This is a genomic window from Pseudomonas gingeri (assembly GCF_013385635.1).
Taxonomy (GTDB): domain Bacteria; phylum Pseudomonadota; class Gammaproteobacteria; order Pseudomonadales; family Pseudomonadaceae; genus Aquipseudomonas; species Aquipseudomonas gingeri_A.
In genome coordinates this window covers 262705-280304 of the sequence record NZ_JACAPR010000007.1, presented here as the reverse complement: position 1 = coordinate 280304, position 17600 = coordinate 262705, and the positions used below count along the sequence as shown (strand labels likewise).

Here is a 17600-nt window from a genome sequence, read left to right as displayed (position 1 = left end):
TCGCCAGTAGATTAGCCAGCGCAAAAGCCCCCGAGCCTATAAAAATCAAGACTCTGGGGCTTGCTCATGGCTTAGCGGGCGGTGATCTTCCAGGCCCGGTGGATCTTGGTGTTGCGGGCAAAGTCCGGGTCCAGGGTCTGGGTGCTGATTTCCTCGACGGCGTAGCGTGCCACCAGGTTGTCTTCCAACTGGAACTTGCGGAAGTTGTTGGAGAAATACAGCACGCCGCCGGGTGCCAGGCGAGCCATGGCCAGGTCGAGCAGTTGCACATGATCACGCTGGACGTCGAACACGCCCTCCATGCGCTTGGAATTGGAGAAGGTCGGCGGATCGATGAAAATCAGGTCGAACTCGTCGCGACAGCCTTCCAGCCAGGTCATCACGTCGCCCTGCTCCAGGCGGTTCTTGTCGGAGAAGCCGTTCAGCGACAGGTTGCGCCGGGCCCAGTCGAGGTAGGTCTTCGACAGGTCAACGCTGGTGGTCGTCCGTGCCCCGCCCTTGGCCGCATGCACGCTGGCAGTCGCGGTGTAGCAATACAGATTGAGGAAACGCTTGCCGGCGGCCTCCTTCTGGATCCGCATGCGCATCGGCCGGTGGTCGAGGAACAGCCCGGTATCGAGGTAGTCGGTCAAGTTGACCAGCAGCTTCACCCCGCCTTCGCTGACTTCGGTGAACTTGCCCTGCGCACTCTGGCGTTCGTACTGCTTGGTCCCGCTCTGGCGCTCACGGCGCTTGATGATCACCCGGCTCTTGTCGACGTTGAGTGCCTGGGGAATCGCGGCCAGGGCATCGAACAGGCGGGCCTGGGCCTTCTCCGGATCGATGGATTTCGGCGCGGCGTATTCCTGGACGTGTACCCAGTCGTGGTACAGATCGATGGCCAGGGAATATTCCGGCATGTCGGCATCGTAGACACGATAGCAATCGACGCCTTCACGCTTGGCCCATTTGCCCAGTTGCTTGAGGTTCTTCTGCAGGCGGTTGGCGAACATCTGCCCGCCTTCGCTCAGGCGTGCCTGTTCGACCACCGGGGCCGGTACCGGCGCAGGCTTGATCGGGTTACCGTTCTTGTTGAACTTCGGTGCCTCGGCGGCGATCTGCGCCTGCTCTTCGGCCTGGGCCCGTTCGACCTGGCGCTGTTCCGGGGTACGGCGCTCACCGGTGACGAACTGGTCCGGGACGACCTTGATCAGCAGCAGCTTGCACGGCAGCGCGCCGTTCCAGAACGAGTACTGCTTGTGGCTGCGAATGCCCATGCGCTTGCCCAGGTCCGGGGCGCCGGTGAACACTGCCGCTTCCCAGTTCAGACAGGCCTGGCGCAGGCGCTCGCCGAGGTTCTGGTAGAGGTAGAGCAGGCTCGCCTCGTCACCGAGGCGCTCGCCGTACGGTGGGTTGCAGATCACCAGGCCTTTCTGGTTCTGGTCCGGGCGCGGTTCGAAGGTACCGACTTCACCCTGGTAGATCTTGATCCAGTCGCTCAGGCCGGCGCGCTCGACGTTGTTGCGGCCCGGCTGGATCAGGCGCGGATCGGCTTCATAACCACGAATCCACAGTGGCGGCCTGGCCAGGCCGGCTTCGGCACGGGCGGTGGCTTCTTCATGGAGCTTTTTCCACAGGGCCGGCACATGGCCGAGCCAGGCATCGAAGCCCCAGTGGATGCGATTGAGGTTCGGCGCGATATCGGCGGCGATCATCGCCGCCTCCACGAGGAAGGTACCCACGCCGCACATCGGGTCGGCCAGGGCGCCACCTTCGGCGGCGATACGCGGCCAGCCGGAACGGATCAGGATCGCCGCCGCGAGGTTTTCCTTCAGCGGTGCCGCGCCCTGCTGCAGGCGATAGCCGCGCTGGTGCAGGCTGTGGCCGGACAGGTCGAGGGAAAGGATCGCCTCGCCACGGTCCAGGCGCAGGTGAATGCGCAGGTCCGGGCTGATCTTGTCGATGGACGGACGTTCGCCCGACGGGGTGCGCAACTTGTCGACGATGGCGTCCTTGACCTTCAAGGCGCCGAAGTGGGTGTTGTCGATGCCCGAGCCATGGCCGCTGAACTCCACCGCGAGGGTGCCGTCGGCGACCATATGGTCCTGCCACTCAATGTCCAGTACGCCGTGGTAGAGGTCTTCGGCGTCCTTCATCGGGAAACGCTTGAGCACCAGCAGTACCCGGTTGGCCAGGCGCGACCAGAGACACAGCCGATAGGCCGTCTCCATGTCGGCCACGCCGCGAATGGCCGAGGTGTGCTCGCGCGCCTCCTCAAGGCCAAGCCCGACGGCTTCCTCCAGAAGCAGGCCTTCGAGGCCTTTGGGACAAGTGAGGAAGAGTTCGTAACGATCCGACATGGGAATTCCAGGGCCTTGAGCAGTCAATGAACGGGCGACGCATCGCCCGCTCGGTTTCGATCGAGCACTTTTCTTGAAGAGTGCTCGTGTGGCGCACCATTGCGCCGTTCCATCCCGGCAGATGCTTTTGCCCCCTGAAATCGGGGGACAAAAGAACTTGGACGCCGGGACAGTTCATTCTTTCCGTAACAAAAAGTCACATCGTGACCCTTCGTCGAATAATACCTGAGTACGAAGGGTCAGTATTTTCAACAGAGAATTAAACGCATCATTCATGCAAGGGCTGATGATAGCTGGATTTTCTCCGGATAACCGCGCAAACGGCCGAGCTATCTTATGGCCTTAACACCCATATCGTTACGTCCTTATGACAAAACGATCATTCACACGCCCCTGCGCATTGGTTAGAACTCAACACAGGTTGACGTCGCAATGGCGTCAACATCCCCGCTTCTGGTGAAACTCGCCGAGCGGCGATCAGGCAAGGAAAAAACAGGTGGGGAAGCGGAGTTTAGCCCGCTAAATGAGCATTCCGAACCTGTTTTTAACGCAGCATGATCGACGCGCAGGCAGTTTCATCCGATGCGGAGCTCGCCACGCCGGCAGCGAGCACATGCAGATGCATTCTGCCCGGCCTCGACAAGAGGTCGACGGGACATATAACAGTCAACCAGTGAGGGCAACACCCTATGAGAAGACTTAAGCGTGATCCGTTGGAAAGAGCATTTTTACGCGGATATCAATACGGCGTTCATGGCAAATCCCGTGAGCTTTGCCCCTTTACTCTACCGTCGGTACGCCAAGCCTGGATCAACGGCTGGCGAGAAGGACGCGGCGACAACTGGGACGGTATGACCGGCACTGCGGGAATCCACAGACTCAACGAACTTCACGCTGTCGGCTGATCAGGGCACATTCCGACACCACAATCTGAGCATCACTGCGATAGCAACGACTTAACCACGCACGCCCCATCCGGGCGGCGGGCTTCGGCCCAGGGGCTCCCCAGAGGAGCCCTTTTTAATGCGCCGCCTTTTTGATACGCAGAATTCAGCGGCGCAAAGCGGCGATGGCATCCACCGACTGGCGAATCAGCGTCGGTCCCTTGTAGATAAAGCCCGAATACAACTGCACCAGGCTCGCGCCGGCCGCGATCTTCTCGGCCGCATGCTCGCCCTCGGTGATCCCGCCTGCGGCGATGATCGGCAAGCGCCCAGCCAGCTCGGCCGCCAGCACCTTGACCGTGTGGGTGCTCTTCTCGCGCACCGGGGCACCGGACAGGCCGCCGGCTTCGTCGCCATGGGCAAGGCCTTCGACACCGACACGGCTGAGGGTGGTGTTGGTGGCGATCACCGCATCCATTCCCGACTCCACCAGGGCCTGGGCCACCAGCACGGTCTCTTCATCGGTCATGTCCGGGGCGATCTTGATCGCCAGGGGCACGCGCTTGCCATGCTGCCCAGCCAGTTCCGCCTGGCGCCGGCTCAAGGCTTCGAGCAACTGCTTGAGCGAGTCGCCGAACTGCAGGCTGCGCAGACCCGGGGTGTTCGGCGAGCTGACGTTGACCGTGATATAGCTGGCGTGGGCGTAGACCTTGTCCAGGCAGATCAGGTAATCGTCGACGGCACGCTCCACCGGGGTATCGAAGTTCTTGCCGATATTGATCCCGAGGATGCCGTTGTAGCGAGCGGCGCGCACCCGGGAAATCAGGTTATCCACACCCAGGTTGTTGAAGCCCATGCGGTTGATGATCGCCTCGGCCTCGGGCAGGCGGAAGATCCGTGGTTTCGGATTGCCCGGCTGCGGCCGTGGCGTCACCGTACCGATCTCGACAAAACCGAAGCCCAGTTGGGAGAAACCGTCGATGGCCGCGCCATTCTTGTCCAGGCCCGCGGCCAGGCCCACCGGATTGGGAAAGTCCAGCCCCATGACGTTCACCGGACTCGACGCCGGTGCCTTGCACAACAGGCCGTTGAGCCCCAGGCGGCCGCCCGCACCGATCAGGTCCAGGGACAAATCGTGGGAGGTTTCCGGGGAAAGTTTGAACAACAGCTGGCGGGCCAGGTTATACATGGGCGGGCTTGACTCGGATGGCGGCGAATTGAATGGGCGATTATAGCCGGGGCGCCACCCGACAAGCGAGTTTACCAATCGGCCTTTTCCCGACTGTCCTCATCCAGCACCGGGTTGAAAATTTCCTGCAGGTACTGGCTGATGAACAGGCTGGTGCCGAACAGCCGTGCCATGACCCCACGCAGTTCCTTGTCCGCCGCGGAACCTTCCAGCCCCTCGTCCTTCAAACGCGACAAGGCCTGGCCGACGACCTTCATCTGCGCGCTGACCGTACGGTAGTCCAGCGGCCCCTCGTCACTGCTGCGATAGCTGCCGATAAACCGCAGGAGCTCTTTTTCACCCGCCCCGAACAACGCCGCCAGGCGCTGATAAAAAGCTTCAAAACCGGGATCGGGCGGCAGCGCGGCATCGGCCGACTGATTCAGGTGCTGCTCCAGGGCGCTCGCAGGAAAATCCTCCGGCGCAGAAGTCACGGAGACTGCCATGGGCCTTTCAATGTGCATCCTCGTCTCCTTGTGAGGGTTCTTCGCGACTCTCGACAAACCCGGACACCAACTGCACCAGCGCCTGCCGAGCCTGCCGGTCAAGCTCGCGCACGCCATCGGGCAAGCCCGCCAACTGGCTCAGCACCCGTGGGGTCAGTTGCTCGCGGGCCGACTCCAGGTCGAATTCGAACAACTGGTCGGCCAGGCGGACGACATAACGCTCCTGCTCTTCGAACTCGAACCTGACCGAAGACACGCCCAGGCGCTCCAGATGCTCGCGCAACGCACCGACCCGGCTGCGACAGCCCTCCGGCAAGAGGATCTGCAAGGCCATCCGCGCGGTATCGGCCTGCCCTGCCAGCCAGTCTTCGAGCATCTCGTCGAACCAGCGCGAATCCTCCAGCAGATGTCCGAGCAATTGCCGCACCGCTTCGACCATTTGCCCGCGCAACTGGCTGGCCAGGCGCTGGGACTCGCACAAGCCCCGGGCCAGGTCGACAACCGCCTGAATCACACCCTCGGCATAACCTTCGGCAAACGCCGTGGCCTGGATCGCCTCGACCTGCACCTGGGCCTGGTCGATCAACTGGCGCGCACGGCGTTGCGCCTGACGCTCCAACGCGCGGCAGCGACGGGCACTCGCCAGTTCCTGGCGAGTGATATGCACGGCATCGGTGTCCGGCACCGGCAATTCATCAATCCTGCGGATGGCGTCGAGCATGCTGCACCGCCAGGAAAAACAGCGCCGGATCGGGCACACAGGCAGGCCAGCGGACCAGGCCGGCGACCACCGCCTCGGGGAATTGCAGCGGCAGCCGTTCGCACAGGGCCGCAGGCAGCGCCCGTTCGAACGCCAGCAACTGCGCCAGCCCGACGCTGTCCACCTGTTGTAACACGGGGCTGCCGTGCTGCCATTCCACGACCAGCCGAGGCCCGATGGCACAGCGTGCAAAGTCGCGCACGCCGGCGGACAACAAGCCCATGCGCGCGCCCCGCGCCAGCGCCGGCCACAAGCGTTGGGCACCGATCAACCGGGCGATATGCGGCAAGCGCCGCCACTCACGAACCCACAGCGCAGCGAGCGCAGAGGACGTCGAACAGGACGTTTGCAGCCCAAGCCCCTCCAGCAGCATGCGATTGAGCACCTGCCGAACCGCTGCTCCGCCAACATCCTCCGGCAGGGTCAGGCGCCGGGCATGCAGGTAGTCCAGCGGCTGCCAGAGAATCTGCTGCAATTGTTCCTCCGGGAAACTCATGCTCGCCTTCCAATCGAACGCATTTGATAGAACCAACCGGCAGCGGCCAACAAGCCCACGAGCAGCGCCAGGACCACAGCGGGAAGCCACCCGATGCCCACCTCCGGTTCGACCGGCAGCGGCGCCGCATGCTGGGTGGGAGTGCGGCGGGTGAGAACCACAGAGATATTTTCGTACTCGACCGCGCTGAAACTGTTCTTCAGGAACCGTTTGATATCGTTGACCAGCAGCCCCGGCTCGACATCGCGCTCATGCACGGCCACGGCCGCCAGATGTACGGCCGGCGCCTTGCGTCCACCCTCCCCGGCATCCAGGTCATAGCTGACATGCACCCGTGCCGAGACCACGCCTTCCAGCACGCCCAGGGTCTGCTCCAGACGCTGCTCCAGCGCCGAATAGAGCCGAGCCTTTTCCGCCCGGGGAGAAGCGACCAGGGAGTCCGCGGGAAACAGCTGGGCCACTTCCAGGCGCGGTTTCGACGGCAGTGCATAGAGGTTCAACAGGTCCACCGCCGCCGGAAAATCCACCCGGGCCACCTTGACGCTGTAGCCAACCTTGCCGTTGTCCTGCTTGGTCGCGCCAATATTGTTGCGCTGCAACACCGATACCACCTCGTTGGCCTGTTGCTGATCAAGGCCTTCGAGCAGCGCCGGTTGCCGGCACCCCGCGAGCACGAGGCACAAGAGGACAAGCCAGATGCCCGCTTTCATGACGAACGCAGCAGGGTTTCTGCCGTGCCCACGGCCTTGCGCACCAGGGTATTGAGCAGGTTGATATCGACGTTGTACTGCCCGAGCTGTTCCTGCAGCACCGCAAGCTTCTCGGGATGGGTGATATCCGGGCTATCCAGTAACCGCCGGACGCCGTCGACCTGGCGGGTCGAGTCCACCGCGGAATCGGCAAAGGCCTCGATCAGGCGGGCTTCCAGCGACACCGCCGTGCTTTCGCCGGGGCTGCGCAACTCGACCATCGCCACCTGTTCGAGCAGGCTGACAGGATTGCTTTGATAAGCCATGAGCAGGACTCTCAGCGCGCCGACTGGATGATCGACATGTCGATATCCTTGAAGCCCTTGATGGTGTTGGTCTGGGCATTGCGGAACACGGTGTAGGAAGAAAAGGCCGACTGATAACTGGCCAACAGTCCCGGATCGGAAACATCCGTCTTGAGCTCCGCCAGGGCGGCGTCAAGTGCCTCCTTCAGGCTCTTGGCCCCTTCCTCGAAAGCCGCCGCCTGCTTACCCAGGAAGTCGTCGGAAAACTCGATGGATCTTGAGACATCTACCATGCATCACCTCGTTTATTGCATTGTCGAAAAATGCCAGGAGGAACTACTCATCTTGATATAGCCCTGCGGCCCTGCCTGGAATGACCGGCCCTTGAACAAGTCATCCCTTAGATCGATGGTGAAGCGAACATGGCGATTGCCCCAGCGCCGGTAAAACTCATCGACAAAACGCCGGGCGCCTTCCCGGTCCGCATCCTGGAGATCGCCGGCGACGTTGAACGTGACGCCATCTCCCCGTTCGATCCGCTCGAAAGACAAGGCCAGGCGCTGCAACCCCTCCTGGGCCAGGGTGCCCAGCAGTTCGTCGTCCTGTTCCTCGAAGTCCACGTATTGCACATACGCTGCCTCGGCGAGCAACAAATGCGAGACCTGCCGTTTCAGTCCGGCATCCGGCGGGCCGCCTCGGAAGCTGTGGAAAACCCGCACGCTGGAAGGCTGCGACAGGTCGACACGACGGACTTTCAACACCGCCGCCCGCTCGCTCAACAACGACTCCAGTCGCCGTCGCTCCTCCATTACATCCAGCACCTGGCTCGGGATGCGATGCCGCATGAGCACCTGGCGACTCCAGCCGGCATCACGTTCGGAGCTGACAAATACATAGACACGATCATCCCGGCCCTGAACCACCTGCGCGGCCTCACGAGTACCGGCGATCAGGCTCGATACATCCGGCCGGGAAGTTTCCATCGGCCCCGACCAGACCGCCGCACACACCGCCAGCAAGACAAAAACCAAGGCCATGACGACAAACTTCTTGAGCCGCGGACCGCTGCGACGAGGCGCAGTCGGCTCGGCAACAAGCGCTTGCGCGAACACCTGCGGCGCCCAGGGTTCGTGTTCCGGCCGCAGGGCAATCAGCAACCCGGCGATGCGTTCGCAACGCTGGAATACCACCTCGCGTTCCTCGGCTTCGTCGCCCAGTATCCGCAGGGTCGCCCGTTCCTGGTCGAGCAACACTTCGAAGTTGCAGTTGCCCTGTTCCAACGGGACGAAGACCGCGTCATCCGGTATCGCGGCTACCAGTCCATCGTCTCCCAACAGATCGGGAGTCCCGACGATAAACAGTGTCCGACTGCTGCGCAGGTTGAACTCACAGCCCTGCAACAGGCCGCTGCCAATTCTCAGGACACAGGGTAAAAAGGGGTTGTCCGACATCGTCACCCTCTTCGATCGGTAAAGCGTCCGGCGATACTAGCGAGGCCTGCACCAACGATCCTGATCGCCGATGGCGCCCGCCCGGAAGATTTCAATCAGAATCGGCAGGCCCGGCCCGCTCACGGCACCAGCACCCGATAAAGACGCCAGACCTTGCGCGCATAACGTTCACGGATAGCCTGGCGATCCTCGGCGCTACCGGCGTTGTAGGCACCCACGGCGGCCCAGCCGTAACCATGACGCTCAATGAACTGCGCCAGGATCGTGGCGCCGACCTGCACATTGAGGCAGGGATCCTCCAGCAACCGCTGTTCGGTAATGCCCTGTGCGGCCAGACGGGGCAGATGAAAGCTGTTGATCTGCATCAGGCCGATATCCCGGCTGCCATCCTTGTTGCTGCCCGTGGCCCGCGCACGCAGGCCGCTTTCCACCTGGGCCATGGCATACAACAGTTCCGGTTCTATGCCATGGCGCAGTCCCGCAGAGTCCCAGCAAAAGGCCGACAGCGGCCCGGCCCACAACAGCATCAGCCAGGCGCCACACAGGTATCGCCCGATCATGCCCGGGTTCGCTGTTCCTCGGCGATCCGCACCCGCATCCGCTGTGCCGCCATGAAGGACGGATCACGCCGCAACGATGAGTCCAGGTACTCCAGCGCACGCTCGTCACGCCCGCCAGACCAGTGATGCCAGGCATACAGGTAGTGGATGTCGGCCCGGTCGGAGGTCAGCAGGCAACGCTGGAACAACACCTGGGCCGCATCGCCACAACCCTGCAGGCTGGTAATCAGGGCCAACCGAGCCAGCGCATCGGTATTGCCCGGTTCCAGCAGCAAGGCCTGGGCAATGGCCTCGCGGGCCTGCTCGATGGCCTGCTCGCGATCAATCCGCCCCAGCATAGACAAGGCCAGATGGGCATCGGCCAGGCCGCACCAGGGCGGAACATAACTCGCATCCATATGCAGGCACTGGCGAAAATACAGCAGCGCCTCCTGCACGCTTTGCGGGGTATACCGCTGCAAGCCGTAGACGCCCTTGAGGAAAGCCAGCGCCAGGGGATAGGACGAGCAACCGCTGACGGAGGGGCGCACATCGGGGAGATGCTGCGCCACCATCGACACCATCGACCCGAGCACCTCTTCGAGTGCGCCCTTGATTGCCACGGGCCCGCGGACCAGATAGTGATCGTTGCCGCGGATCAGCTCGACCGACAGTTCCATCCGATCGCCCCGGACATAGAAGCGTCCGCTGATGTAGTAATCCGGCGCCAGCCGCTCCATCCATTGCCGGGTATCGCCCGGACCGGAGCCGGGCATCATGAGCCCCGCCGGCAGGATCCTGAGCGTACCGTCGAACGCCGCCTTCAGTTGCCGGATCGTGGCATCCTGCAGATCCAGCGCCGCCATGTCGTCGGCATGGCGAAACGGCAACACCGCCAGCGAGGAGGCCGTCGGGCATTCCGCCAGCGATGCCGCCAGGGGCGCTACCGCCCCGACAAAGCGATACCCTTTGCCATAGACGGTCGCGACATAGCCCCGTCCCTCCCCCAGCAATTTGCGCAAGGCATAGATACAGCGAGTCAACGACTCCTCGGCCGCATCACAACCGGGCCACACACAATCGAGCAGCGAATCCTTGGTGACCAGCCTGCCGGCCGACCCCAGCAACAACCGCAGGACCTGCAACTCCTTGGGTGGCAGATGAACTCCTTTTCCGTTTCGCAACAGCGTTCCATCGCTTTGCAATATCCACTCGCCAAAGGCGAATGATTGTTTCAGGACGTTATCAGTGGCACGGTCCATAAATCAGCGTGAGACCTCTACAGAAATGTACTGACATTCAAGACAGGCCTCGGGCAACCCTGACCTGTCAACGAGGAACGGCAGCGACTATAGAAACTTGGCCTCCAGCAGTCCGTAGGACTTTTCCCTCATGAAATAAGAAAAAAACTACGCAATCAAAGGAATAGCAAACATCCAGGTAATAAGAGTCACACAACAGCAGAAAGAACCCTATGTGATGTCAGTCGTTTCTCTGGTCACTCGTTGTTGCCGGGTAACGCCTACAAGACGGCACACATCCGCCACCGTCCGCCAGCGCGCCACGCCGGACTCGGGCAGTTCGATATCAAAAGCCTCGTTGAGCAGCACCGCCATCTCGACGATATTCATCGAGTCAACATACAGGTCCTCGACAAGCCGCAACTCGAACAGGATCTTGCGACGCTCCAGCTGGAAGTAATCGGCCAGTAACACCATCACTTGCTGTTCGATGAAGTCATCGCAATAGCCCGGTGTCAGATAGGTCATTCAGTGTTTCTCCGGAGCAGGACGAAGCCCAGGATCAAGCCCCCCGGGGTCCGTCTTCAAAGGTGGTGATACAAGGTCGGCAGACCCTGGGTCAGAAGTTGAGCATTGCCTTCAACATGTCCGTGAACTGGCTCAGGTGGGAAGACAAGGTCTTGATGAAGTTGTCGTGCGTGGAGTTGGCACTGGAATACTTTTGCGTCAGCTTCTGGAGTTCATTCTTCAATTGCTCGCCTTGCGCGTTGAAGCCGGTTTGCCAGGCCTGGAATTTGGCACTGTTCCAGGTCACCTTTCCTTCCTGGATTTCTCCCGGTGGGATCTCGTCAAGTTTCTCGATCATCGAGTCCAGCGGGGAGAGGTCGATCATCACGTAATACCTGCCACCGCCAAGATCGACCAGGCGCCCCGAACCCATGGCCTTGATCCACTCCAGCGCATCCTCCTTGCTGGCGGTGTTGGGTGGAACGTCCGGGTCTTCGGGTGGAACAGGAAACAACACACCCGTTGGGGCCTGGCTGAATTGCTGTCTCAGGTCATCGAGGGCTTTTTTCAGCTCCTCCACGTTGAGCTCCACGTCCTTGCCCTCGTTGGCCCCCTCTATCCATTCATGCAGCTTCGCAGTGATCTGCTCATTGAACGCTTGGAAAAATTTCGAATAGCTCGCCACGATATGTTCGTAGACGTCCAGGTAACCGTCGCCGATCAAACCGATCAGTTCGATCAGCTTGTCAAAGAAATCCGGGAATCCTTCACTTCTTTGCGCCCCCAGCCCGCGGATCTCCGGCTCGCGGTCGAGCTGCTCGATCAACTCGCTGACTGCCTGCCCTTGCCACGGCTGCAGTGCCTCGCCGCGGGGCAAATCGGCGACCTGCTCCGACAGCCGGATCCACCCCCTGATCTGCCCCTGCTCCTTGCGCTTTGCCTGCTCGCTCAGGTCTTTCAGGGCCAGGTCGAACTTGTATTGCCTGAACTCACGCTCCTCTTCATCCTTGGCATTGATCAGTTCTTCGACCGCTCCCTCCAGCCTTGCGCGCAGCTCGTCGGGCGACTCGGCGAGCGTCTGCCGGACATGCCCCATTGCCGGGGACTCACGCCGTACGGGCGCCTCCGAAGGCTCGACATCCTCAAGGTTCAAGAAGGTCGGAGCCAGATGATTCCTGATACCCAAATCGTTCATCATTCACCTCACACCCTGCCACCCGTGGCTTCGATCACCCGGTTACGCGATTCATTGATCTGCTGCATGATCTCCAGCAGCTTCTGCAGCAGCGCAGCGGTACTGGCGTCGATCTGGGCCTCTTCGTCGCCCAGGCTCTTCTGCACACCCTGGTTGCTCTGCTGCTGGACCTCCCGCTCTTTTTGAGTGATCTCGGCGACCCGCACGGAGCTGCTCACCATGTTGCTGATGACCGTCGCCAGCCCGCTCACGCTGCCGCCCATGTTCAGCAGGCGATCCCACTTCACCGCGGCCAGCTCACTCTCTTTCACGGCCGACGTCTGGAGTTGCCGGGCATCCCTCATAATGTCCTTCACCACATTGATCTCGCCCGGGGCCACCTGCTTCAGGTAGTTGTCGCGCATGTCCCTTTCCAGCTCCAGAGCCTCCATGGTCTGTTGCTTCTGGGTGGTCAGGCCGGCTTGCTTGTGCTTGTAGCCATCGAGGGTCATGAGCGTACCGCCCAGAACCATGGCACCGGCAATCACCGCGCCACCGATGGCGCTGTACAACGCCGCGTTGCCGCCCTCGCGAATCGCCTTGCCCTGCTCCAGCGCGGCATTGCCGGTCATCACGCTGAAATGCCCGCGCAACTCGGCGGTGGCTATCCGGGCAGCGTTCAGGGCGATGATCGCGGCGATCAGCACGCCGGTGTGTTTTTCCCAGGCTGCCGGATTGAAAGCCAGCTCCCTGAGGTCGTTGTCGCTGAGCAGTTTTTTCGCCTCGCCCAGCACTGCCGTCCATTCGGCCTCGCTGAAGTCACTGGGATCGGTCAGCTGTTCAAACTCCTCCAGCGTGGGCGGGCGCAGGTCCCAGGTCACCACGACCTGGTCCTCGACGATCCGGCTCAGGCTTTCCCCGCTCAGCGGTCCCAGGCTTTGCCGGACGGCCTGGACAGCCTCCTGCTCCGCCAGGGGCGCGGGAATCGACAGGGGTGCTGCATGAAGAGAAATCTCGCGCATCGGTATCACCTTCTCTCAACGGTCAGATATGACGGGCGATATGCAGGCTGGCACCGTGGCGGTGCTGCATATCGGCCATGAGTTGCTTGAGCTGGTTATCCTTCTGCTCGATCGCCTTGGCGAAAGTCTCCAGCGATTCCTTGAGGTAGTCGCCCAGCGAATCGACCACCGCCATGCTCACGCGGACATCGGCCAGGTGCTCGGCCCCCTTTTTCTGGTGCAGGCCGCTCTGGACCTGGAACCCCGACTGCGTCGCGACCCCGGTCGTCGAGAGCACCGCCAGGAACATCTCCAGGCGGTTCTTCAACTGGGTCATGGCGATATCGTCGCTCTTGGAGGCCACCAGCTCGCTCAGTTGCTTCATCAGGCCGGCCAGGGTCTTGCCTATCGCGCCCGCCATCTGCTTGAGCAGCGACGGCAGTATCTTGGAGAAAACCTCACCGAGCTTTTCCATGACCTTGTTCAGCACCGGGCCGAGCATCGGTCCTGCTGCCTGGACACCGACGACCGCCGCGGCGATGACCATCGCCACGGCAGCGATGGCACCGCTGACCGAACCGATGATCTTCGCGACGTCCTCGGAAACCTTCAGTACGTCCGTCAGGAACTGCGTGACCAGGTCACCCAGCAGCTTGACCAGTTTCTGGAACTCCTCCATCAGCGGCTTCATGGCGCTTTCCATGTACGAGGTTCCGGTCGCCTCCTTGACGATCATATCCGTCATCGACGCCAGCACCCCGACGATGCCGACCGCCGCGGACACCAGTGCACCGGCGGCGGGCGCGGCGGCCCCCAGGGTCGCGACCGTGCCGACCACCGCCACCACCGCGCTGACGGCCATCACCAGCCAACCGAAGATCTTGCCGATGCAACCCATGACTTTCTGAGCAGCCTCGGCCTTGCGGACTTCCTCCTGGTATTCATCGGACTTGACCTTCATGAACTCCTGGCGCGCGGCCTGCATCGAGAGGAATAACTCCTGATCGGCCTGCATCTGCTTGTCGGCCGCCTCCCCCAGCAAGGCGATCAATTGCGCCAGCGCCAGCGCCAGGGCACCGGCAGCGTTCAGATGCGCCTGGCCGAGCCGATCGATATCCTTGCCACCGATGCCGGTGGCCTGTACCTGCTGTGCCAGCGCTTCGGTCCTGACCGCCACTGACCTGGCCGTGGCCAATAGCCCGACATGTGCGTTCAACGCCGTGTCGAAGCCCTGTTGCAAGCCACCCAGGGCCGCCCTGGCGGCATCGCGCCGGGACAAGGCATCGGCGTATCCGGGTGAAGACGGTTGCAGCGACGCCAGGTGCGACTCGGCGGCTTCGAGTTCGACCTGGGCCTGGTCGAGCCGGGCCTGCAGGCTTTCCAGCTGTTCCTGGCTGGTGTCCACCGCCCCCTGGGCCGCGGCCAGCTCACCGAGGGCCAGGGTATAATCGGCGGACAACCGATCCAGGCCCTGCTGGGACGATTGCGCCATGCTGCGCAGCATCGACAGGCGGTTCTTCAGGCTCTCCAGGCTGGCATTGCCCAACAGCTCGATCAGCGAGGCGATCAGCCGTACGAACTCACCCTCGGTGTTGGCCTGATCGCCATTGACCCGCGCTGGTGGTGGTTGCAGCCGCGGCCGGCCATCGTTCCTGGCACTCTCGGCGGACTCGTAGCCCACCGACTCGATACCGGCCAGCACCTCATGGCTGACCCGCTGGAAATCTGCGGTCCGGGCGGCTGTCCGGGCGGCCTCGGCATAGCGGCTGTCAGCGGCGTGAGCCATTGCACCGGCACCCGGGACACTGTTGATCGTTGTCATTGCTGATCCTCCGGACCTTGGCTATCGATATGCCGCAAGGCGTCCAGATACACCTGGGCCTGCTTGCGCAAATCGTCATGGGTGGCGCGCTCGAGCACATACTCGAAACACAGCCTGGCCTTGCCGCCCTGCCCCAGGGCGAGCTGGCATTGGCCGGTGTAGAACATCGGACGGTAATCGTCCTTGCCCTGGGCAAAGGCCACGGCATACAGCTCGATGGCCTTCTGGTAGTTTTTCCTGAGCTGGTGCACCGCAGCCAGGCCCATCCAGTACTGGCTGTTGTAAAAATCGTAGATGCACAGGAAGTGGAAAAATTTCTCGGCGTCATCCAGCCGCCCCTGTTCGTAGAACTGGTAGGCGTAGGCATACAGGCCGTCCATCTGCTCATCGCTGATCCCGCGCACGTCCTTGAGCGGCATGCCTTCGAGGACGGCTTGCACCGCCTCGAACGCTATCTGTTCGTCCTCTTGCGTGTCTCTGCGACTCATCGGCCACACTCCTGAAGATGGCGCCAGACGGGCTGACGCGTTGCATTGAGCCAAAATCCCCGACGGCCCACCGCAAAAATGCGCTCATGCAGGCCCCCGGCGAATCGGGCGGGTTCAGGCCTGCTCGACCTGTTCGAGCCAGATCAGCAGGCGCAGGACGTCCTCGATCTCTTGCAGCTTGATAAAGCTGTAGCGCTGGTGCGTCTTGAAGATCCGCCGGGCCAGGCGGATATCGCTGACCACCGGCACTCCGACCTCGCGGGCATAGGTGCGCACCGCCAGGGCGCGCTGGTTGGTCTCGATCACGCTGACCAGGGGGATGAAGCTGATGTCGGGGCGAAAGTAGATGCCAATGGCGATATGGGTCGGGTTGGCGATGATCACCCGTGAGCCGCGGATATCGGAGCGGACCTGCTCGGACAGCAATTCGATATGCAGGTCGCGGCGCTTCTGCTTGATATGCGGATCGCCGTCCTGCTCCTTGTGCTCGCGCCTGACCGAGTGCAGGTCCATCTTCAGGTCCTTGATGTAGAGCCAGTACTCGCACAAGGCATCGAGCAGGATAATCAACAGGGCACAGGCGAGGAAGCTCAGCAACAGAGTCAACAGCATCCGCCCCCAGGCCGGGAACAGGTCCAGCGGCTGGGCGAACAACTGCGCGAACAGCAATTGGCGCTCGGACTGCCAGACCATCCACAGCGCCACGCCAAAGCTGCCCAGGTAGAGCACGGCCTTCACGCTGTCCTTGACCGTGCGCAGGCTGAACAGCTTCTTGAACCCGTTGATCGGATTCAAGGCGCCCAGGTTCAGCTTCAAAGCCTCGGTGGCCAGCGCGAAACCACTCTGCAACAAGGCCGGCAGCGCGCTGCTCAACACGCAGACCAGGAACAACGGCAGCACGCAGAACAAGCCCAGCTTCAACAGGAGCGCGGAATAGCGCTGGGCGTCGTCTTCGAAGCCGGCGGCGATGATCCGCCGGTACACCTCCATCACCTCCACCAAGGAAACAGCGAAGACCAGAAAGACAATCGCGCACAGGCCCATGCAACTGATCACCAGGTCCTTGGCCTTGAACGTCTGTCCCTTGCGGGCGGAATCACGCAGGCGCCTGGGGGTGGGATCTTCGGTTTTCGAGGCGCTGGAAGAGGACACTCAGTGCTGTCCCCCGGCATGCATAGGCGGATTCATATGCACCGCCAGCTCGTCCACGGCACGCCCCATGCGCAACACTTCATCGGGGAGATGAACGCCGAAATACAGCATCAGCACCACCAGGGCCACCAGGCTCTTGACCGTCAGCGAGACGGAAAAGGCGTTCATCTGCGGTGCGTAACGCGACAGCAGCCCGAGCAGGGCTTCGCTGATCAGCAGCGCCGCCACCACCGGTGCGCTGATCACCAGGATCTTGCCGACCAGGCCGTCCAGCAGGGGTGGCAGCGACGCCAGGTTTGTCGCGCAGGCCGGCGTCGGCGGACAGAGCTGATAACTGCGGGCCACGGTCTCGACCATCAACAGCATGCCACCGCCTTCGAGATACACCGCTGCCGCAAACAGCTGGAGAAAGTTCGCCAGCTCCGAGGTGTCCACGCCGTTGGCCGGGTCCACCGTATTGCTGAGCATCGCCCCGCGCTGGTTGTCGATCAGGTTGCCCACGCCATGCAATACCCAGAACGGCCAGCACAACAGGCAGCCCAGCAGCACGCCGATCCCCACCTCGCGCAGCAACAGACCGAAAAACGCCAGGCTGTCCAGCGCCGGCAGAGGCAGACCCACGGCGGGCCAGAAACCCAGCGCGACCAGGATGATCACCGCCTGGCGTGGCACCCCCGTCAACACGCCGCTGTTGAGAAACGGCAGCATGAAAAAAATCGGTGCCAGCCGGGCGAACGCCACGAGCGCCGCCGCCAGCCAGGCGTGCAGTTCGAAAAACAGCACAATCGACATCCGCCTCTCAATCCAGCGCCAGGCGCATGACTTCCCGGCCGAAATCGAGCAGCGTCTCGCCATACCAGCCCGACAGCAGGAACAGGCAGGCGGAGACCGCCAGCAGCTTGAAACCGAACGGCAGGGTCTGCTCCTGCAACTGGGTCACCGTCTGGATCAGGCCGACCAGCAGGCCGACCAGGGTCGCAACAATGATCGGCCAGGCCACCATCAGCAGGATCAGGTACAGGGTCTTGTTGCCCGCATACACCAGGTCATTCATGTCATGCTCCTCATGCCGGCCGTC

20 protein-coding genes are annotated in these 17600 nt (G+C 62.2%); 1 reads left to right on the top strand and 19 read right to left on the bottom strand.

Annotated features, from left to right (window positions below):
• Positions 1-71: 71 nt before the first annotated feature.
• Positions 72-2339: a bifunctional 23S rRNA (guanine(2069)-N(7))-methyltransferase RlmK/23S rRNA (guanine(2445)-N(2))-methyltransferase RlmL gene (rlmKL, locus tag HX851_RS34910; protein ID WP_177057547.1), complete on the bottom strand. Its 2268-nt coding sequence runs from the start codon at positions 2337-2339 to the stop codon at positions 72-74.
• A 689-nt stretch (positions 2340-3028) separates the two neighbouring features.
• Here rlmKL and rmf point away from each other — a divergent pair.
• Entirely contained in the window at positions 3029-3244 is a 216-nt protein-coding gene (rmf, locus tag HX851_RS34905) for a ribosome modulation factor (RefSeq protein ID WP_002553055.1), read from the top strand.
• A gap of 145 nt (positions 3245-3389) precedes the next feature.
• Here rmf and HX851_RS34900 read toward each other — a convergent pair whose 3' ends face one another.
• From HX851_RS34900 to HX851_RS34815, 18 genes are all read right to left on the bottom strand, one after another.
• Complete coding sequence (locus HX851_RS34900) at positions 3390-4412, bottom strand: quinone-dependent dihydroorotate dehydrogenase (protein ID WP_177057548.1); 1023 nt, start codon at positions 4410-4412, stop codon at positions 3390-3392.
• Between the two features lie 71 nt (positions 4413-4483).
• On the bottom strand, positions 4484-4897 hold the full coding sequence (locus HX851_RS34895; RefSeq protein ID WP_256262812.1) for a hypothetical protein: 414 nt from the start codon (positions 4895-4897) through the stop codon (positions 4484-4486).
• Positions 4898-4904: 7 nt separating this feature from the next.
• Positions 4905-5618, bottom strand: a complete 714-nt coding sequence (locus HX851_RS34890; RefSeq protein WP_177057550.1) for an invasion protein OrgB — start codon at positions 5616-5618, stop codon at positions 4905-4907.
• Positions 5593-6153, bottom strand: coding sequence for an OrgA/MxiK family T3SS sorting platform protein (locus HX851_RS34885; RefSeq protein WP_177057551.1), 561 nt, complete (start codon positions 6151-6153; stop codon positions 5593-5595). The genes HX851_RS34890 and HX851_RS34885 overlap by 26 nt, the downstream gene beginning before the upstream one ends.
• Positions 6150-6863 carry an EscJ/YscJ/HrcJ family type III secretion inner membrane ring protein gene (locus tag HX851_RS34880; RefSeq protein ID WP_177064256.1) on the bottom strand — a complete coding sequence of 238 codons (714 nt, stop codon included), beginning with the start codon at positions 6861-6863 and terminating at the stop codon, positions 6150-6152. Before HX851_RS34880 ends, HX851_RS34885 begins: the two co-directional genes overlap by 4 nt.
• A complete protein-coding gene (sctI, locus tag HX851_RS34875) occupies positions 6860-7168 on the bottom strand; it encodes a type III secretion system inner rod subunit SctI (RefSeq protein WP_177057553.1) in 309 nt (102 codons plus the stop codon). The genes HX851_RS34880 and sctI overlap by 4 nt, the downstream gene beginning before the upstream one ends.
• A gap of 11 nt (positions 7169-7179) precedes the next feature.
• The gene (gene sctF, locus HX851_RS34870; RefSeq protein ID WP_177057554.1) at positions 7180-7440 is read right to left on the bottom strand and encodes a type III secretion system needle filament subunit SctF; all 261 of its coding nucleotides are present in this window, start codon (positions 7438-7440) and stop codon (positions 7180-7182) included.
• A gap of 12 nt (positions 7441-7452) precedes the next feature.
• Positions 7453-8598, bottom strand: a complete 1146-nt coding sequence (locus HX851_RS34865; RefSeq protein ID WP_218173409.1) for a PrgH/EprH family type III secretion apparatus protein — start codon at positions 8596-8598, stop codon at positions 7453-7455.
• Between the two features lie 119 nt (positions 8599-8717).
• Positions 8718-9158: a transglycosylase SLT domain-containing protein gene (locus HX851_RS34860; protein WP_177064255.1), complete on the bottom strand. Its 441-nt coding sequence runs from the start codon at positions 9156-9158 to the stop codon at positions 8718-8720.
• Entirely contained in the window at positions 9155-10321 is a 1167-nt protein-coding gene (locus HX851_RS34855; RefSeq protein ID WP_256262811.1) for a winged helix-turn-helix domain-containing protein, read from the bottom strand. Before HX851_RS34855 ends, HX851_RS34860 begins: the two co-directional genes overlap by 4 nt.
• 288 nt (positions 10322-10609) lie before the next feature.
• Positions 10610-10906 carry a phosphopantetheine-binding protein gene (locus tag HX851_RS34850; protein WP_177057557.1) on the bottom strand — a complete coding sequence of 99 codons (297 nt, stop codon included), beginning with the start codon at positions 10904-10906 and terminating at the stop codon, positions 10610-10612.
• A gap of 91 nt (positions 10907-10997) precedes the next feature.
• Positions 10998-12083, bottom strand: a complete 1086-nt coding sequence (locus HX851_RS34845; protein WP_256262810.1) for an IpaD/SipD/SspD family type III secretion system needle tip protein — start codon at positions 12081-12083, stop codon at positions 10998-11000.
• Positions 12084-12088: 5 nt separating this feature from the next.
• On the bottom strand, positions 12089-13081 hold the full coding sequence (locus HX851_RS34840) for an IpaC/SipC family type III secretion system effector (RefSeq protein ID WP_177064253.1): 993 nt from the start codon (positions 13079-13081) through the stop codon (positions 12089-12091).
• A 22-nt stretch (positions 13082-13103) separates the two neighbouring features.
• A complete protein-coding gene (sctE, locus tag HX851_RS34835) occupies positions 13104-14882 on the bottom strand; it encodes a type III secretion system translocon subunit SseC family protein (protein WP_256262809.1) in 1779 nt (592 codons plus the stop codon).
• Entirely contained in the window at positions 14879-15370 is a 492-nt protein-coding gene (sicA, locus tag HX851_RS34830) for a type III secretion system translocator chaperone SicA (RefSeq protein ID WP_017128073.1), read from the bottom strand. The genes sctE and sicA overlap by 4 nt, the downstream gene beginning before the upstream one ends.
• A gap of 114 nt (positions 15371-15484) precedes the next feature.
• Positions 15485-16522, bottom strand: coding sequence for an EscU/YscU/HrcU family type III secretion system export apparatus switch protein (locus HX851_RS34825; protein WP_177057561.1), 1038 nt, complete (start codon positions 16520-16522; stop codon positions 15485-15487).
• Complete coding sequence (gene sctT, locus HX851_RS34820; RefSeq protein WP_177064252.1) at positions 16523-17314, bottom strand: type III secretion system export apparatus subunit SctT; 792 nt, start codon at positions 17312-17314, stop codon at positions 16523-16525.
• Between the two features lie 7 nt (positions 17315-17321).
• Positions 17322-17576 carry an EscS/YscS/HrcS family type III secretion system export apparatus protein gene (locus HX851_RS34815; protein ID WP_177057563.1) on the bottom strand — a complete coding sequence of 85 codons (255 nt, stop codon included), beginning with the start codon at positions 17574-17576 and terminating at the stop codon, positions 17322-17324.
• Positions 17577-17600: the final 24 nt, after the last annotated feature.

Coding starts and splice junctions, on each gene's coding strand:
- HX851_RS34840 (WP_177064253.1), bottom strand. CDS start 13,081: ATGCGCGAGATTTCTCTTCATGCAGCACCCCTGTCGATTCCCGCGCCC.
- sicA (WP_017128073.1), bottom strand. CDS start 15,370: ATGAGTCGCAGAGACACGCAAGAGGACGAACAGATAGCGTTCGAGGCG.
- HX851_RS34865 (WP_218173409.1), bottom strand. CDS start 8,598: ATGTCGGACAACCCCTTTTTACCCTGTGTCCTGAGAATTGGCAGCGGC.
- rmf (WP_002553055.1), top strand. CDS start 3,029: ATGAGAAGACTTAAGCGTGATCCGTTGGAAAGAGCATTTTTACGCGGA.
- HX851_RS34850 (WP_177057557.1), bottom strand. CDS start 10,906: ATGACCTATCTGACACCGGGCTATTGCGATGACTTCATCGAACAGCAA.
- HX851_RS34815 (WP_177057563.1), bottom strand. CDS start 17,576: ATGAATGACCTGGTGTATGCGGGCAACAAGACCCTGTACCTGATCCTG.
- HX851_RS34880 (WP_177064256.1), bottom strand. CDS start 6,863: ATGAAAGCGGGCATCTGGCTTGTCCTCTTGTGCCTCGTGCTCGCGGGG.
- HX851_RS34895 (WP_256262812.1), bottom strand. CDS start 4,897: ATGGCAGTCTCCGTGACTTCTGCGCCGGAGGATTTTCCTGCGAGCGCC.
- HX851_RS34890 (WP_177057550.1), bottom strand. CDS start 5,618: ATGCTCGACGCCATCCGCAGGATTGATGAATTGCCGGTGCCGGACACC.
- HX851_RS34845 (WP_256262810.1), bottom strand. CDS start 12,083: ATGATGAACGATTTGGGTATCAGGAATCATCTGGCTCCGACCTTCTTG.
- rlmKL (WP_177057547.1), bottom strand. CDS start 2,339: ATGTCGGATCGTTACGAACTCTTCCTCACTTGTCCCAAAGGCCTCGAA.
- sctF (WP_177057554.1), bottom strand. CDS start 7,440: ATGGTAGATGTCTCAAGATCCATCGAGTTTTCCGACGACTTCCTGGGT.
- HX851_RS34860 (WP_177064255.1), bottom strand. CDS start 9,158: ATGATCGGGCGATACCTGTGTGGCGCCTGGCTGATGCTGTTGTGGGCC.
- sctI (WP_177057553.1), bottom strand. CDS start 7,168: ATGGCTTATCAAAGCAATCCTGTCAGCCTGCTCGAACAGGTGGCGATG.
- sctT (WP_177064252.1), bottom strand. CDS start 17,314: ATGTCGATTGTGCTGTTTTTCGAACTGCACGCCTGGCTGGCGGCGGCG.
- HX851_RS34900 (WP_177057548.1), bottom strand. CDS start 4,412: ATGTATAACCTGGCCCGCCAGCTGTTGTTCAAACTTTCCCCGGAAACC.
- sctE (WP_256262809.1), bottom strand. CDS start 14,882: ATGACAACGATCAACAGTGTCCCGGGTGCCGGTGCAATGGCTCACGCC.
- HX851_RS34885 (WP_177057551.1), bottom strand. CDS start 6,153: ATGAGTTTCCCGGAGGAACAATTGCAGCAGATTCTCTGGCAGCCGCTG.